The 14,850-nt window shown below is 66.0% G+C and carries 16 protein-coding genes; 10 read left to right on the top strand and 6 right to left on the bottom strand.

Annotated elements, in window-relative coordinates:
• Positions 1 to 48 precede the first annotated feature (48 nt).
• The 6 genes from hemC (at position 49) to rsd (ending at position 5,562) form a co-directional block, all read left to right on the top strand.
• Positions 49 to 990: a hydroxymethylbilane synthase gene (hemC, locus tag CAG31_RS11780; protein ID WP_085581147.1), complete on the top strand. Its 942-nt coding sequence runs from the start codon at positions 49 to 51 to the stop codon at positions 988 to 990.
• The gene (locus tag CAG31_RS11775; protein ID WP_085581145.1) at positions 987 to 1,754 is read left to right on the top strand and encodes a uroporphyrinogen-III synthase; all 768 of its coding nucleotides are present in this window, start codon (positions 987 to 989) and stop codon (positions 1,752 to 1,754) included. Before hemC ends, CAG31_RS11775 begins: the two co-directional genes overlap by 4 nt.
• A 16-nt stretch (positions 1,755 to 1,770) precedes the next feature.
• Positions 1,771 to 2,913, top strand: a complete 1,143-nt coding sequence (locus tag CAG31_RS11770) for a uroporphyrinogen-III C-methyltransferase (RefSeq protein ID WP_085581143.1) — start codon at positions 1,771 to 1,773, stop codon at positions 2,911 to 2,913.
• Positions 2,910 to 4,148, top strand: a complete 1,239-nt coding sequence (locus CAG31_RS11765) for a heme biosynthesis protein HemY (RefSeq protein ID WP_085581141.1) — start codon at positions 2,910 to 2,912, stop codon at positions 4,146 to 4,148. The genes CAG31_RS11770 and CAG31_RS11765 overlap by 4 nt, the downstream gene beginning before the upstream one ends.
• Before the next feature lie 219 nt (positions 4,149 to 4,367).
• On the top strand, positions 4,368 to 4,910 hold the full coding sequence (locus tag CAG31_RS11760; RefSeq protein WP_085581139.1) for a disulfide bond formation protein B: 543 nt from the start codon (positions 4,368 to 4,370) through the stop codon (positions 4,908 to 4,910).
• 181 nt (positions 4,911 to 5,091) lie between these two features.
• Positions 5,092 to 5,562 carry a sigma D regulator gene (rsd, locus tag CAG31_RS11755; protein WP_085581137.1) on the top strand — a complete coding sequence of 157 codons (471 nt, stop codon included), beginning with the start codon at positions 5,092 to 5,094 and terminating at the stop codon, positions 5,560 to 5,562.
• Positions 5,563 to 5,626: 64 nt separating this feature from the next.
• On the opposite strand, the gene CAG31_RS11750 is transcribed toward rsd, so the two are convergent.
• A complete protein-coding gene (locus CAG31_RS11750) occupies positions 5,627 to 6,292 on the bottom strand; it encodes an FKBP-type peptidyl-prolyl cis-trans isomerase (RefSeq protein WP_085581135.1) in 666 nt (221 codons plus the stop codon).
• A 192-nt stretch (positions 6,293 to 6,484) separates the two neighbouring features.
• Between CAG31_RS11750 and CAG31_RS11740 the strand changes: the two genes are divergently transcribed.
• A complete protein-coding gene (locus tag CAG31_RS11740; protein WP_085581133.1) occupies positions 6,485 to 7,624 on the top strand; it encodes an AlgP family protein in 1,140 nt (379 codons plus the stop codon).
• Here CAG31_RS11740 and CAG31_RS11735 read toward each other — a convergent pair.
• The gene (locus tag CAG31_RS11735) at positions 7,621 to 8,082 is read right to left on the bottom strand and encodes a TIGR02444 family protein (RefSeq protein ID WP_085581131.1); all 462 of its coding nucleotides are present in this window, start codon (positions 8,080 to 8,082) and stop codon (positions 7,621 to 7,623) included. The genes CAG31_RS11740 and CAG31_RS11735 overlap by 4 nt on opposite strands.
• 50 nt (positions 8,083 to 8,132) lie before the next feature.
• On the opposite strand from CAG31_RS11735, the gene CAG31_RS11730 reads away from it, so the two are divergent.
• The 3 genes from CAG31_RS11730 (at position 8,133) to CAG31_RS11720 (ending at position 11,458) form a co-directional block, all read left to right on the top strand.
• The gene (locus tag CAG31_RS11730) at positions 8,133 to 10,043 is read left to right on the top strand and encodes an ATP-binding cassette domain-containing protein (RefSeq protein WP_085581129.1); all 1,911 of its coding nucleotides are present in this window, start codon (positions 8,133 to 8,135) and stop codon (positions 10,041 to 10,043) included.
• Complete coding sequence (locus CAG31_RS11725) at positions 10,043 to 10,624, top strand: mechanosensitive ion channel family protein (RefSeq protein WP_085581127.1); 582 nt, start codon at positions 10,043 to 10,045, stop codon at positions 10,622 to 10,624. The genes CAG31_RS11730 and CAG31_RS11725 overlap by 1 nt, the downstream gene beginning before the upstream one ends.
• Before the next feature lie 201 nt (positions 10,625 to 10,825).
• Positions 10,826 to 11,458, top strand: coding sequence for a LysE family transporter (locus tag CAG31_RS11720; RefSeq protein ID WP_085581125.1), 633 nt, complete (start codon positions 10,826 to 10,828; stop codon positions 11,456 to 11,458).
• Between the two features lie 97 nt (positions 11,459 to 11,555).
• Here the strand turns inward: CAG31_RS11720 and CAG31_RS11715 are convergent, their stop codons facing one another.
• Genes CAG31_RS11715 through CAG31_RS11700 form a run of 4 tightly spaced genes read right to left on the bottom strand, consistent with a single transcriptional unit; the run spans position 11,556 to position 14,711 of the window.
• A complete protein-coding gene (locus tag CAG31_RS11715) occupies positions 11,556 to 12,299 on the bottom strand; it encodes a penicillin-binding protein activator LpoB (protein WP_085581123.1) in 744 nt (247 codons plus the stop codon).
• 3 nt (positions 12,300 to 12,302) lie between these two features.
• Positions 12,303 to 12,890: a penicillin-binding protein activator LpoB gene (gene lpoB / locus CAG31_RS11710; protein ID WP_085581121.1), complete on the bottom strand. Its 588-nt coding sequence runs from the start codon at positions 12,888 to 12,890 to the stop codon at positions 12,303 to 12,305.
• A 36-nt stretch (positions 12,891 to 12,926) separates the two neighbouring features.
• Positions 12,927 to 13,301, bottom strand: coding sequence for a YcfL family protein (locus CAG31_RS11705; protein WP_085581119.1), 375 nt, complete (start codon positions 13,299 to 13,301; stop codon positions 12,927 to 12,929).
• A gap of 15 nt (positions 13,302 to 13,316) precedes the next feature.
• A complete protein-coding gene (locus CAG31_RS11700) occupies positions 13,317 to 14,711 on the bottom strand; it encodes a COG3014 family protein (protein ID WP_085581117.1) in 1,395 nt (464 codons plus the stop codon).
• Positions 14,712 to 14,850: the final 139 nt, after the last annotated feature.

Raw genomic sequence — 14,850 nt, 5'->3', positions numbered from 1 at the left:
TGGCTGAGCTGTTATCATCCGCCGTATCTATTCAGTACGGATTGATCCATGTCCTCTCGCGAAATCCGCATCGCCACCCGCAAAAGTGCTCTGGCCCTCTGGCAGGCCGAATTCGTCAAAGCCCGTCTGGAAGCGGCCCACCCGGGGTTGCAGGTGACGCTGGTGCCCATGGTCAGCCGCGGCGACAAGCTGCTCGACTCGCCGCTGTCGAAGATCGGCGGCAAGGGGCTGTTCGTCAAGGAACTGGAAACCGCGCTGCTGGAGAACGAAGCCGACATCGCCGTCCACTCGATGAAGGACGTGCCGATGGATTTCCCCGAGGGCCTGGGCCTGTTCTGCATCTGCGAGCGTGAAGACCCGCGTGACGCCTTCGTCTCCAACACCTACGCCAGCCTCGACGCGCTGCCGGCCGGCAGCATCGTCGGCACGTCCAGCCTGCGCCGCCAGGCCCAATTGCTGACCCGCCGTCCGGATCTTGAGATCCGCTTCCTGCGCGGCAACGTCAACACCCGTCTGGCCAAGCTCGACGCAGGCGAGTACGACGCCATCATCCTCGCGGCGGCCGGCCTGATCCGTCTCGGCTTCGAAGACCGCATCACTTCGGCGATCAGCGTCGACGACAGCCTGCCCGCCGGCGGCCAGGGCGCCGTGGGCATCGAATGCCGCAGCGCCGACCGCGAAATCCATGCCTTGCTGGCGCCGCTGCATCACGCCGACACCGCTTCGCGGGTGACCGCCGAACGTGCCCTCAACAAACACCTGAACGGCGGCTGCCAAGTGCCGATTGCCTGCTACGCCGTGCTGGAAGGCGATCAGCTGTGGCTGCGCGGCCTGGTGGGCGAACCGAGCGGCGGCAAGCTGCTCAGCGCCCAGGCCCGGGCCCCGCGCGAGGCGGCCGAGTCGCTGGGCGTGCAGGTCGCCGAAGACCTGCTCGGCCAGGGCGCCGACGACATCCTCAAGGCAGTGTACGGCGAGGCAGGTCACGAGTGACCGGCTGGCGCCTGCTGCTGACCCGTCCGGCGGATGACTGCACGGCGCTGGCCGAGGTGTTGGCGCAGCAGGGGATTTTCAGCAGCTGCCTGCCGCTTTTGGAGATCGTCCCTTTGGCGGTCTCTGACACAATGCGCCGGACCCTGGGGCAACTGGCGCAGTGCGCTGCGGTGATCGTGGTCAGCAAACCGGCGGCGCGCCTGGCCGTGCAACTGCTGGACGCTTGCGCAGACGTGCCGCCGTCGTTGCCCTGGTTCAGCGTCGGCGCGGCGACGGCGCAGATTCTGAAGGACCGGGGGCTGGACACCCACTTCCCGGACGAGGGCGACGACAGCGAAGCACTGCTGCGCCTGGAGCGCTTGCGCGAGGCGGTGGCGCGGCCCGGTTCGCGGGTGCTGATCCTGCGCGGCGAGGGCGGGCGCGAGCTGCTCGCCGAGCGCCTGCGCGCGCTTGGTGCTAGTGTCGAGTATCTGGAGCTGTACCGCCGCGACCTGCCGGCCTGCGCGCCAGGGGAGCTGACGCGCAGGATCGGATCGGAACGCCTGAACGGGCTGGTGGTCAGCAGTGGACAGGGTTTCGAGCACCTGCGCCAATTGGCCGGCGACGCCTGGCCCGAGGTGGCGCAGTTGCCGTTGTTTGTTCCAAGCCCAAGGGTCGCCGAACAGGCGCGTGCCGCCGGGGCCCGAACAGTTGTGGATTGCCGCGGCGCCAGTGCCGCGGCCTTGCTGACGGCGTTACGGGAGCATCCCGTGCCCGTTCTCTAATGCAAAGGATGGATACGTGAGCGAAACAGCCTTGCCTAAAGATGATGTTCAACCTGTGATCGATGCACCGGTTGACGTACCACCACCGGCCCGGGAACCGCGTCGGGGAAACGGACTGGCCATCGTGGCATTGCTGCTGGGCGCCGCCGGCGTCGCGGTCGGCGGCTGGGGCGTGTGGCAGGTGCGTCACCTGCAGGCCGACACCCGGCAGCAGTTGGACCAGGTGCAGGCGCTGAACGATCAGGCGCAGTCGCTCAAGCTCAACGAGCAGCGCCTGACCGAACGTCTCGGGCAATTGCCGGGCGCCGACGAGCTCGATGAGCGCCAGCGGCTGGTGACGCAGTTGCAGGGCGATCAGCAACGTCTCAACCAGCGTCTGGAAACCGTCCTCGGCGCCAGCCGCAAGGACTGGCGCCTGGCCGAGGCCGAGCACCTGCTGCGTCTGGCCAGCCTGCGCCTGTCGGCGCTGCAGGACGTCAGCAGCGCCCAGGCCTTGGTGCAGGGCGCCGACGAGATCCTGCGCGAACAGAACGATCCCGGTTCGTTCGCCGCCCGCGAGCAAGTGGCGAAAACCCTGGTGGCCCTGCGCAGCACCGCGCAGCCGGATCGCACCGGCCTGTTCCTGCGCCTGGGCGCCCTGCGCGATCAGGTCATCGAACTCACCGAACTGGCGCCCGAGTACAAGGACCGCGGCGAATCCCTGCTGGGCCTGACGGCCGACGGCGACGGGGCCAGCCGCTGGGCGCAATGGTGGGATCAGGTCTCGCGGTACATCCGCATCGACTTCAACGCCGACAAGAACGTGCGACCGCTGCTGGCCGGGCAGAGCCTGAGCCAGGTGCGCCTGGCCCTGAGCCTGGCGCTGGAGCAGGCGCAGTGGGCAGCGCTCAACGGGCAGGCGCCGGTGTACGCCCAGGCGCTGGCCGAGGCGCGGGACGTGCTCAAGGGCAACTTCAATCCGGACAACCCGCAAAGCAAAATCATGCTGGAGCAAGTGGCCGAACTGAGCCAGCAGCCGGTGACGGTCAGCACGCCGGATCTGGCCGGCACCCTGAGCGCGGTGCAGGCCTATCTCGAGCGGCGCAACGTCAATGCCGAAGACTCGGTCAAGCCGTTCGCCAAACCGGCCGCCGGCACGGCGCAGGAGGCCACGCCATGAAGCGCCTGTATGTGATCGTGTTTCTGGCCATCGCCGTCACGGCGGCGCTGGGTCTGGCGATCGCCCAGCATTCCGGTTACGTGCTGGTCGCGTACAAGAGCTTCCGCTATGAGTCGAGCCTGTGGGCGACCCTGGCGCTGGTGGCGGTTCTGTGGCTGCTGATCTGGGCCGTCAAGGCGCTGGTCGAGCTGGTGCTGACGTCCGGCGGGGTGGTCAACCCGTGGTCGCGGCGCAACCGCAGCCGGCGCGTGCAGGTGGCGATCGAGCACGGGCAGCTGGATCTGGCCGAAGGCCGCTGGGCCAGCGCCCAGCGTCACCTGTACCGGGCCGCCGAAGCCGAGCGCCAGCCGTTGCTGTATTACCTCGGCGCCGCCCGTGCCGCCAACGAGCAGGGCAACTATGACGAATGCGACCGTTTGTTGGAGCGCGCCCTGGAGCGTCAGCCCCAGGCCGAACTGGCGATCGCCCTGAGCCACGCGCAGTTGCAGACCGACCGCGGCGACACCGACGGCGCCCTGGAAACGCTGCAGGCCATGCACGGGCGCCATCCCCACAACGCCCAGACCCTGCGCCAGTTGCAACGGCTGCATCAGCAGCGCGGGGAATGGTCGGCAGTGATCCGGCTGTTGCCGGAACTGCGCAAGGACAAAGTCTTGCCGCCGGCCGAACTGACGGAGCTGGAGCGCCGTGCCTGGGGCCAGAACCTGTCGCTGGCGGCCCAGCGTGAAGAGGACGGCACGGTCGGCCAGCAATCCCTTGAGCGGGCCTGGCAGCAGCTCACCTCCGCCCAGCGTCAGGAGGCGCCGCTGGTGCTGGCCTACGCCGAGCAGTTGCGTCAGTTGGGCGCGCAGGTCGAGGCGGAAGAAGTGCTGCGCAATGCCCTCAAGCGCCAGTACGACAGCCACCTGGCGCGCCTGTACGGTCTGGTGCGCGGCAACGATCCGGCGCGTCAGTTGCAGACGGCGGAGGGGTGGCTCAAGGAACATCCCGCCGATCCGAGCCTGCTGCTGACGCTGGGTCGCCTGTGCCTGCAAGCCAGCTTGTGGGGCAAGGCGCGGGACTACCTGGAAAGCAGCCTGCGCACGCAACGCAACCCGGAGGCCTGTGCCGAACTCGCCCGCCTGTTGGCCCGTCTCGGCGACACCGAGCGCAGCAATCAGCTGTTCCAGGAAGGGCTGGGCCTGCTGGATGACCGTCTGCTGGCCGCACCGTTGCCGGTGCCGGCCCGTGCCTGAAGGAGTGACGGGGAGCGTGCTCCCCGTTAACGCCCGACGCCAGAAAAGTTACTGCTGATCTGGGTCTTAGGCAGCGTCCTACACGGGACTACATCTAATCCTCTCGCACCTGTCGGGATTTCCCTACACCTCTGGTGAAGTGTCGGCAGTGCCCCGCCTTGAAAGGCCGGCGCGCTTTCCTCTACCGTAACTGCCTGTCTTTACTGTTGCGGATAAGCCATGTCGTTGACCTGCTCACGCTCCCTGTTTTTCATGGCTTTCATGGCAGGGGCTCTGGCCCTGGGGGCTTCCTACTACCTCGAATACACGGTCGGCCTGACGCCTTGCCATCTGTGCCTGGTGCAGCGCCTGTTCCTGGTCGCGCTGTTCGTCTGCTGCGGTGTGGCGGCGGTGCATGGGCCGCGGCGGGTGGGCCTGTCGCTTTACTGGATGTCGGCGCTGGCCGCCAGCGCCGGGGGCATGACCGCCGCCTGGCGCCAGGTGCTGTGGCAGAGCGACCCGCTGCACCAGTTGGCGAACTGCATACCGGCCCCTGAAACGCCGCTGTCGTGGATGTGCGCGCTGTCGGGCATGTTCAACGACCACGGCGACTGCGCCGAGATCTCCTGGACGCTGTTCGACCTGAGCATTCCGGAGTGGAGCCTGCTGTTTTTCCTCGGCATGTCGATCCTGGCGGTCTACCAGCTCTTGCGTCTGCTCTGGGGCGCGGTGCAGCGTCCGTTCGGCGGCGAAGCGTCGCACCGGCTGTTGATTCGGGATTAAACGCTTGTATGAACTTTGTCGCCTGCGTACCTTGAAGCCACTGGCCTGCGGGAATAATCTGGCCCGCACGTGTCATTGCAATTCAGTTGCTCAATGACGCTCTGCCCGGCAGCCTCCGAATCCGTTTTCACAAGAGGGGCGCGGGTGTAGAGCAGTGACCCACAAGGGAAGAGAGATCGCCATGCTCGAAAGTTGTCAGAGTGCTCAGGAACGTTGGGGTGGAGTTCATCAGCTGATCGACCGCTGGCTCCAGGAGCGTGAGGAGCTGGTGACCGCGTTCAGCAAACTGCGCGATGCCAAACCCGCGTTCGCCGACAAGTCGAAGAACGGCCGGTTTTGCCAGATCCTCGTCGATTACGTGTCCGCTTGGCACTTCGAAGTGCATGAACAATTGAGCGATGAAGCCAAGGCGTTCCATGACAAGCGCGGGCTGAAACTTGCGGAGCAGATCGGGCCGCGCATCGACGAGATCACGCAGCTTGCCCTGGACTTCAATGACCACTGCCACAAGGGCCAGTGCAATGACACCGAGCGCTTCGCGGAAGAGCTGAAGAATCTGGGCGTGCTGTTGCACGAACGCTTCGAGCTGGAAGACTGCCTGATCGAAGTGCTGCACAACGCCCACAAGGAAGAAGCCCCGGTTCAGGCCTGACGGCGACCCTTGGGCAAGACACACAGAACGGTGCGCCATGGCGCACCGTTTTTCGTTTGCGCGGTCAGCCGGTCGCGCCCTTCAATTCGACCTCGAACACCAGCGGCGTGAACGGTGCGATCAGGTCGCCGGCACCGTCCGCGCCGTAGGCCTGATCGGAGGGGATCACCAGTCGCCATTTCGCGCCCACCGGCATGTTCTGCAACGCGGTGCGCCAGCCGGCGATCACGCTGTCGAGGTTGAACCACTGCGGCTGCGTGTTCTGGTCGAACACGGTGCCGTCCGGCAGCCGGCCGACGTACAGCACCTGCACCTTGCCGTCGGGGCCGGCCTTGGTGCCGGTGCCGGGCGCAAGCTCGGTCATCAGGATGCCGTCGGCCAGTTCCTTCACGCCGGGCTTGGCCTTTTCGGCGGTGAGGAAGCGCTGTTCGTTTTCCATCGCGGCCTCGCTCGAAGGCTGCGATGCCTGCTCGGCGTTGCGCGATTCGTGGTCGGCCAGGATCTGCTCGATCCGCGCCTCGCTCAAGGCCAGCGGCTTGCCTTGGTAGGCCTGCTGCAAACCGTCGATCAACGCCTGAAGCTGCAGTTGCGGCACCTCCTGGCGCAGGCGTTCGCCGAGGCTGGCGCCCAGGCTGTAGGCCAGGTCATGGGCATCGTTCGCAGTGGTTTTCTCGTCGGCCTGGGCGACGGAAAAAACCAGGCAGAGGGATAAAAAAAGGTAGCGCGGCATGGGCACTCTCCATCCTGAATTGCGGTGGATTATGCCAGCGCAGACACCTGCAACGGTGAACTGCTTTTGTCTGTGCGCAGAAGTTTTGCGCAGCGCTGCAACCGAGCGCTTTCGATACTGTCAACATGCCCTAGCGGCGGTAGCAGCAGAGGTCTAGTATGAGCCGCACTCACGTCAGCCAGGAGGTAAACCATGTCGGCCACCAAGAAGCCCGTAAACACTCCGTTGCACTTACTCCAACAGCTCTCGGGCAGCCTGCTCGAACATCTGGAAAACGCATGCTCCCAAGCCTTGGCTGATGCTGAAAAACTGCTCGCCAAACTGGAGAAGCAACGCGGCAAGGCGCAAGAGAAACTGCACAAGTCCCGCACCAAACTGCAAGACGCCGCCGCCGCCGGCAAAGCCAAGGCGCAGGCCAAGGCCAAGTCGGCCGTGAAGGAACTCGAAGACCTGCTCGACGCGCTGAAGGGCCGTCAGTCCGACACCCGCAGCTACATCCTGCAACTCAAGCGCGATGCCCAGGAAAGCCTGAAACTGGCCCAGGGCGTGGGTCGTGTGCAGGAAGCCGCCGGCAAGGCGCTGTCTGCCCGTACGGCCAAACCGGCAGCCGCCGCACCGGCCAAGAAAGCCGCCGCCAAACCGGCTGCGAAACCCGCTGCAAAACCTGCCGCCGCCAACACCGCTGCCGCCAAGGCACCGGCCAAGCCTGCTGCGAAACCTGTAGCCGCCAAAGCGCCGGCGAAGGCTGCCGCCAAACCTGCCGCGAAGAAACCGGCAGTGGCCAGCACCGCCAAGCCTGCGGCCAAACCCGCCGCTAAACCTGTGGCCAAGGCTGCCGCCAGCAAGCCGGCCGCCGCTAAACCGGTAGCCGCCAAAGCCGCCCCGGCGAAGACCGCAGCCGCTAAACCTGCAGCGAAACCTGCCGCGAAACCCGTAGCCAAGCCTGCGGCGAAACCCGCAGCGAAACCGGCTGCGAAGACCGCTGCCGCGAAACCTGCCGCCAAGCCGGCCACCGCCAAACCCGCAGCCAAACCTGCGGCAAAAGCGCCTGCCAAACCTGCCGCTGCGGCGAAGCCTGCGACCACCGCCGCCAAGCCTGCGGCTGCAAAACCTGCGGCCAAGCCAGCCGCCAAACCAGCAGCCAAACCTGCCGCGAAAAAACCGGCCGCCGCCAAGCCTGTCGCCAAGCCGGTGACCGCTGCCGCCGCCAAGCCGGCCGCTGCTGCACCTGCAGCCGCCACCGCCCCAACCGCCGCCACCCCGACCAGCGCACCCACACCTGCGCCGGCCGCCGTGTCGAGCGTCGCCAGCACCCCGACCAGCGCCTCCTAAGCGCCGGCCGCCGCGACGCGCAGCACCCGCAGCGCGTCGCGGTTCAGGTTGGCCGCCTCGCCGGCCAGGCCTTCGAGCCAGTCGCTCGACTCTTTCGAGTTCCGCGCCCAACCCTGGGCCACGCCTTCCAGCCGCGACAGCAGCGCGCGCTCCGCTTCCAGTTCCAGCCCCTTGATCTGCTCCCGCATGCCCTTGAGCAGCGGGTCGGTGTCGGCCGCGTCTTTCCATTGCAGGCGCAGTGCCCGAAGCGGTTGGACCACGTCGCGGTCCCAAGGGTCGGTGATGTGCCGAAGCTGGTGCACGCGCCCGTCGTCGCAGGTCGCGTCTCGTTGTTCAAGCCACAGGCCGCACAGCATCAGGCACACGTTCGCCCCCGCCGATTGCAGGCGCAGGCAGGCGGCCTCCACGTCCGGACGGGCGTAGACGGCCAGGGCAAAGCTCCACAGGTCAGAGGACATCGTGCTACTCGCGCCAGTTGCGGGCGAAGCTGGTAGACTCCGCCGCCATTATGATCCGACTTCAGAACCTGACTTTACAGCGTGGCCCGCAGCGTCTGCTAGAAGACGCCGAGCTGACCCTGCACGCCGGCCACAAGGCCGGTCTCATCGGTGCCAACGGCGCCGGCAAATCCAGCCTGTTTGCCTTGCTGCGCGGCGAGCTGCACCCGGACTCGGGTGACTGCCTGCTGCCGGCCGACTGGCGCATCGCCCACATGCGCCAGGAGGTCGACACGCTCGAACGCCTGGCGGTCGACTACGTGCTCGACGGCGACGTGCGCCTGCGCCAGGTGCAGCGCGACCTCGCGGCGGCCGAAGCGGCCCATGACGGCGAGGCCCTGGCCCGCCTGCACGCCGAACTCGACAGCGCCGACGGCTACACCGCCGATGCGCGTGCGCGCAAGCTGCTGGCCGGCCTCGGGTTCACCAATGAGCAGATGGATCGTCAGGTAGGAGATTTCTCCGGTGGCTGGCGGATGCGTCTGAACTTGGCGCAGGCTTTGATGTGCCCGTCGGATCTGCTGCTGCTCGACGAACCGACCAACCACTTGGATCTCGACGCGATCATCTGGCTGGAGGAGTGGCTCAAGGGCTACCCCGGCACCCTGCTGCTGATTTCCCACGACCGCGACTTCCTCGATGAAGTCGTCGATCACGTGGCCCATGTCGACCAGCGCAAGCTGGTGCTCTACCGCGGCGGCTACACCGCGTTCGAACGCGCCCGCGCCGAGCGCCTGGCCCAGCAGCAACAGGCCTACGAGAAGCAGCAGGCGCAGCGTGCGCACATGGAAAGCTACATCGCCCGGTTCAAGGCCCAGGCCACCAAGGCCCGTCAGGCCCAGAGCCGGATCAAGGCCCTGGAGCGGATGGAAGAGCTGTCGGCGGCCCACGTCGATTCGCCGTTCGACTTCGTGTTCCGCGAGTCGACCAAAATCTCGAGTCCGCTGATCGACCTGTCCGACGCCCGCCTGGGCTACGGCGAAAAGACCATCCTGGAGAAGGTCAAGCTGCAGCTGACCCCGGGGGCGCGGATCGGCCTGCTCGGCCCCAACGGCGCGGGCAAGTCGACCCTGATCAAGAACCTCGCCGGCGAGCTTGCGCCGCTGGCCGGGCGCCTGACCCGCGGCGAGAACACCGTGGTCGGCTACTTCGCCCAGCACCAACTCGACTCGCTGGACGCCAAGGCCAGCCCGTTGCTGCATCTGCAGCGTCTGGCGCCGACCGAACGCGAACAGACCCTGCGCGACTTCCTCGGCGGTTTCGACTTCCGCGGCGGGCGGATCGACGAGCCGGTGCTGAACTTCTCCGGCGGCGAGAAAGCGCGCCTGGCCCTGGCGCTGATCGCCTGGGAGCGGCCGAACCTGCTGCTGCTCGACGAACCGACCAACCACCTGGACCTGGAAATGCGCCTGGCCCTGACCATGGCATTGCAGGAGTTCAGCGGCGCCGTGCTGGTGGTGTCCCACGACCGGCACCTGCTCAAGAGCACCACGGACAATTTCTACCTGGTGGCGGACGGCAAGGTCGAAGAGTTCGACGGCGACCTCGACGACTACGCCCGTTGGCTGGTGGACTACCGCCAGCGCAACGCACCGGTCAGCAGCACGCCGGTGAACCCGGACAAGACCGACAAGAAGGCCCAGCGCCAGGCCGCCGCCGCGTTGCGCCAGCAACTGGCGCCGCACAAGCGCGAAGCCGACAAGCTCGAAGCGGAGCTGGGCAAGCTGCACGAGAAGCTCGCCAAGGTCGATGCCAGCCTCGGCGACAGCGACATCTACGACCCGGCCCGCAAGAACGAACTGCGTGACCTGCTGGCCGAACAGGCCAAGCTGAAAGCGCGGGAAGCCGAGCTGGAAGAGGCGTGGATGCAAGCGCTGGAAACCCTGGAAAGCATGCAGGCGGAGCTGGAGACGCTGTCTTGATGGAGGCGTTCAAGCTGCCGCTGCCGGCGGTGTGGGTCGAGCCGATCTGGCTCGGCGTGCAGATCCTGCTGATTCTGCTGGCCGCCTACTTCGCCCAGCGCTTCGTCGCCAAATGCCTGACCCGCCTGGGCGAGCGTTACCCGTTCCCGCCGCAGTTGCTGATGCCGCTGCGCGGCGGCCTGCGCTGGCTGATCATGGGCAGCGCGCTGATCTTCGTGCTGGAGCGCCTCGGGGTGTCGGCCACCGTGCTGTGGACGGCGCTGTCCGGTTTCGTCGCGGTGGCGGCGGTGGCGTTCTTCGCCATGTGGAGCGTGCTGTCGAACCTGCTCTGCGCGATCCTGATCTTCACCGTCGGCCCGTTCCGCCTGGGCGATGTGGTCGAGCTGGTGGACACCACCGACAAGCCCGGGGTGAAGGGGCGGGTGGTGGCGATCAACCTGCTGTACACCACGCTGATCGAGGCCGAGGAGCTCGGCACGGGCAGCGCCATGGTGCAGGTGCCCAACAGCCTGTTCTTCCAGCGTTCGGTGCGGCGTTGGCGGGGCAGCGATGTGTTTCCTTCCAGCGGGTTCGAGAAGTAAGTCTTCTGTCCTGCGTCGCCTGGGCTGGCGCCATTGCCAGCAGGCTGGCTCGCACAGGTCATGTGGCGTCGGCAAGGTGAAGGCGCCATCGGCCCGTAAACGTTGGTCGGCAAGCTGCAACATCCTGCAAAAAATCGGTGGTCATCCGCCCGGATCCGCATTAGCTTGGACGTCTGTCACGAGTCTGAGTCGAGGTGTGCGATGGAGTTTCAAACATGGCTGGCGTTCTTCGCCGCCTGTTGGGTGATCAGCCTGTCTCCGGGCGCCGGCGCGATCGCGTCGATGTCCAGCGGTCTGCAGTACGGTTTCTGGCGCGGTTACTGGAACGCCCTCGGCCTGCAACTGGGGCTGGCCCTGCAGATCGCGATCGTCGGCGCCGGCGTCGGCGCGATCCTGACGGCCTCGGCCACGGCGTTCTACGCGATCAAGTGGTTCGGTGTGGCCTACCTGGTCTACCTGGCGGTCAAGCAATGGCGTGCGCTGCCCAGCGACATGAGCGACGATGCCGCCGTGCGGCCGATCGGCAAGCCGATGGCGCTGGTGTTCCGCGGGTTCCTGGTGAACATCAGCAACCCCAAGGCCCTGGTGTTCATGCTGGCGGTGCTGCCGCAGTTCATCGACCCCCATGCGCCGCTGCTGATCCAGTACCTGGTGATCGGCGCGACCATGATCTGCGTCGACCTGATCGTCATGGCCGGCTACACCGGCCTGGCCTCGAAGGTGCTGCGCCTGCTGCGCACGCCCAAGCAACAGAAGCGCATGAACCGTACCTTCGCCGGGCTGTTCATCGGCGCGGCGGCGTTCATGGCGACGCTGCGCAAAGCCGCCGCCTGAATCCTGCGGCCACAAAAAAAGGCGACCTGTTCAGGTCGCCTTTTTTTTGGCTCGGGATCCTTCCCCGCCGCGGGTGCTTCCCTGCGTCAGCGGGCAATCACTTGAGGATCACCGGCGCCGTGTCGCGCGGCAGGTTGTTGCGCTGCTGCGGCTCGCGCGGCTGCTCGTAACCGCCGCCGCCGAGCTGCATGCTCAGTTGCCCGGCCACGTCCTCGCCCAGCGCCTTGGACACGTCACGCACCACCCGCGGGCGGTTCAGCGAGATCTTGATGTCGCGGCCGTTCACCAGTTTGGTGTCCTGCGCTTCGCCCATCGCCGTGAAGGCCGAAGTGATCTCGTAGGTCTTGGTGTTGATCAGGCTGAAGTCCGCCACCAACGTCAGGCCCAGCACGGCCGAGTAGCTGTCGGTGTGGGCCAGCTCGTTCATGTCCTGGGTGAAGTCGATGTCCGACACGGTGCCGAACAGCACGTAGTCGGCGCCCTTGAAGTTACCCGCCTTGATCCGCTTGATGACGTCGTAGACGTCGCCCTTGGACGAGGCGGTGTAGGGCGTGCCCTGCACCAGTTGGAACATCCCGGTGCGCAGGATCTCACCCTTGATGTCGCCGGTGAATTTGCGCAGCTCGCCCTGCTCGATGTAGCTGGTGGTGGCCTCCAGCTCGTTGTAGCTCGAAGAGCCGCTCGCGCTGTAGTAACCCTCGCGGTAGTTGTTCTGGGCCGAAACGATGTGGATGTACTGCTCCACACGCTCCTGGTACGCCAGGTCCGTCACCGCGACTTTCGGGGCCGCTTGCGCGCCGAACGCGCAAGCCAGGGCCATCATGCCAATCCATGCGCGCATCGGTTAACGCTCCGTGGTTTTGCGGATCTCTTTTTCGTCCATCCACTCGGCCAGACCGCTTTCGACGTCGATCAGTTGCAGGCTGAATTTGTAGAAGACGTCCTTGTAGTCGCTGCTGCGCTTGACGATCGAGCTGATCGAGCCTTCCAGGCGGTACTTGGCGGCGATCATGTTGCCGGTCTTGGCCACGGTGCTCTTCTTGTACAGGCCGCTCTGGTTCTGCAGCTTGAGCTGGTCGACCTGGCTCTGCATCGCGGTGTTGTCGCTGGCGAAGCGGGCGGTGCCGGACTTCATCAGCTGGGTCTTGATGCTGGTGGTGATCTCGCGGGTGTCGATGTACTCGCTGGTCTTGTTCTTCACGTCGTAGACCTGAACCACAGGACGGCCCTGCAGGATGCCGGACTGGGCGAGGGAGCGGGTCATCGACTCGGCGATCATCTGCAGGTCGGTGGAGCCGAATTCGTTGGTCACGGTCTCGACGGCCTTGGTGTCGCCGTAGCTGATGTTCTTGCTGCCCAGGGTCGGCGAGGTGTTGGCGCAGCCGGTGGCCAGCAGGGCGAGGACGGCGATGCAGGAAAAGCGTGCAAACATGGGAATGCTCTCTAAATCGGGAATGGGGTGTCGGGCTTAAGGCGTCTTGAGTTCCAGGCGGAAGTCCACAGCCTTGGGCGTCGGGGCGATGGCCTGGATGAAGCTGGTCTGGGCGCCGTACATCATCTGGCTTTTCCAGACTTCTTCTTCGGCGACCGGGAAGCCTTCAGGGCCGAGCCAGGCGAAGCGGTAGTAGAACGTCTTGTTGCTGTTGAGGGTGTTGCTCAACTGCACGTTGACGGTCATGAAGCCGTTCTCGCGGGCCACGCGCATGGCGCCGACCACAATGTGCTTCTGCGGGCCCATGGCCACTACCTTGCTCGCGGCGCTGCCCGGTTCCGGTGGCGGCGGGGTGGCGCAGCCGCTCGCCAACAGGGCGAGGGCGGCGACGGCGAAGAGTTTGAAACGCATGCAAAGACTCCGTTCTTAAGGTTGTTTGAGGCTGGCCACGGCGGTGGCGTTGGCGCCCGGGATCACGTGGGCGGCGTTGCCGGCGGCGAACACCTGGCTGCCGACGGCGCGCAGAGTGATGACCTGGTATCGCTGATCGACGGTGACCTTGACCTGCGAGCCACCGGCCACGCTTGGCAGGGTCACCTGGTGCTCACCCTTCTTCAGGCGCAGGCGCACCACTTGGGTGGTGTCCGGCAACGTGCGCCACGTACGGGTATCGGCACCTTCGAGCACGGCTGAAGAGATGCCCACCGCCAGGCCCGCCAGCGGGTTGGTTTCGTTGAGCTTCTTCTGGGCCGCGCCTTTGGTGATCGCCCGCACGGCGGTGCGCACGATGATCCCCGGCATGTCGTCGCGCAGGGCGCGGCGGGACATGGCGGTGGTGCTGTTGAGGGCGGTGAGGTCCAGTTGCCGGCCGTCTACGCCGATCTGGGCGAAGGGGGCGGTGGAGGTGTCCGGCTTGATGACCGGGAACGACAGCGGGGTGATCACCAGGTTGTTGTCGATCGGCAGCGGCAACGGCACGCGGATCGAGTCGCGGGCCGGCGCCAGGCCGCTCTGCACCACGATCAGGATGTCACTGTCGTCGGACTTGGCCGGCTTGTCGAGGTCGACCAGCGCCTGTTCCAGCAACGGTGTGTTCGGACGCAGCTCGGCGGCCTTGCGGTAGCCCGGCGCGGCCAGGTCCTTCTCGCCCAGCGCTTCATAGACGAAGCCGGCCAGGTAATGGCTGAACGCACTCTGGTAGCTGTTCTTCAGGCCGACCACTTCCGGCGCGTCGAGGCTGGCGACCGGGTAGCCCTGCAGATCCTTGTACTGGGTCTTGATGCCTTCCTTCTCGGCCTCTTCCTCGCTCTTGAGGTATTCCTTGTCGCGCAGCTCGGCGATCACCGCTTCGCGCTCGTGGGTCTTCTTGATCGCGGTGCGGGCGCCGTCGAAGTCGTTGACCGCCAGCAGGTTGAGGGCCATCTGGGTGGTCAGCATGACCTTTTCGTAGTCGTAGCCTTCGTAGCGGCGCACCTTGTCGTTGACCAGGAAGCTGCCGAATTGGGCCAGGTACTTGTCGGTGTCGAGCTTGACCGAGTCTTCCCACTTGCCCACCACCTGGTCGGCGGCGGTCCAGGCGCCCTGGCTGCCGGACAGGTCGCCCTTGGCGCGCAGCAGTTCGCCTTTCTCGAAGTAGTAGAGCAAGTCCTTGTCGGGACCGGTGTTGTTCTTTTCCAGCAGGGTCAGGGCGGCGTCGACGTTGCCGGCGGCCAGTTGCTGGTTGGTCTGGGCCAGTTCGGAATCGTAGTTGCGAAACGCCGAACAGCCGGACAGCAGGGTGACGGCGCTGAGCGCGAGCAGGGTGGGAGCGCGGAATGCCATGGGGGTACTTCTTCCATGAGTGGCGACAGCCCCGGTGCGGGTCGGGCTGCAGGGACCGATCGGCAGGGGTGTTGGCGTCCTGCCGATTCCTCATCAAAAGAGGAGCTTTAATGCCGTTTCGCGATAGCGAGGGCGCGGC

This window comes from Pseudomonas sp. R25(2017) (genome assembly GCF_002112565.1).
Lineage (GTDB): Bacteria > Pseudomonadota > Gammaproteobacteria > Pseudomonadales > Pseudomonadaceae > Aquipseudomonas > Aquipseudomonas ekonensis.
The sequence above is the reverse complement of the archived record's forward strand: the minus strand, read 5'-3'. Positions and strand labels throughout refer to the sequence as shown.

Coding starts and splice junctions, on each gene's coding strand:
- CAG31_RS11730 (WP_085581129.1), top strand. CDS start 8,133: ATGATCCGACTTCAGAACCTGACTTTACAGCGTGGCCCGCAGCGTCTG.
- CAG31_RS11760 (WP_085581139.1), top strand. CDS start 4,368: ATGTCGTTGACCTGCTCACGCTCCCTGTTTTTCATGGCTTTCATGGCA.
- lpoB (WP_085581121.1), bottom strand. CDS start 12,890: ATGTTTGCACGCTTTTCCTGCATCGCCGTCCTCGCCCTGCTGGCCACC.
- CAG31_RS11750 (WP_085581135.1), bottom strand. CDS start 6,292: ATGCCGCGCTACCTTTTTTTATCCCTCTGCCTGGTTTTTTCCGTCGCC.
- CAG31_RS11700 (WP_085581117.1), bottom strand. CDS start 14,711: ATGGCATTCCGCGCTCCCACCCTGCTCGCGCTCAGCGCCGTCACCCTG.
- CAG31_RS11765 (WP_085581141.1), top strand. CDS start 2,910: ATGAAGCGCCTGTATGTGATCGTGTTTCTGGCCATCGCCGTCACGGCG.
- CAG31_RS11715 (WP_085581123.1), bottom strand. CDS start 12,299: ATGCGCGCATGGATTGGCATGATGGCCCTGGCTTGCGCGTTCGGCGCG.
- CAG31_RS11725 (WP_085581127.1), top strand. CDS start 10,043: ATGGAGGCGTTCAAGCTGCCGCTGCCGGCGGTGTGGGTCGAGCCGATC.
- CAG31_RS11735 (WP_085581131.1), bottom strand. CDS start 8,082: ATGTCCTCTGACCTGTGGAGCTTTGCCCTGGCCGTCTACGCCCGTCCG.
- hemC (WP_085581147.1), top strand. CDS start 49: ATGTCCTCTCGCGAAATCCGCATCGCCACCCGCAAAAGTGCTCTGGCC.
- CAG31_RS11705 (WP_085581119.1), bottom strand. CDS start 13,301: ATGCGTTTCAAACTCTTCGCCGTCGCCGCCCTCGCCCTGTTGGCGAGC.
- rsd (WP_085581137.1), top strand. CDS start 5,092: ATGCTCGAAAGTTGTCAGAGTGCTCAGGAACGTTGGGGTGGAGTTCAT.
- CAG31_RS11720 (WP_085581125.1), top strand. CDS start 10,826: ATGGAGTTTCAAACATGGCTGGCGTTCTTCGCCGCCTGTTGGGTGATC.
- CAG31_RS11740 (WP_085581133.1), top strand. CDS start 6,485: ATGTCGGCCACCAAGAAGCCCGTAAACACTCCGTTGCACTTACTCCAA.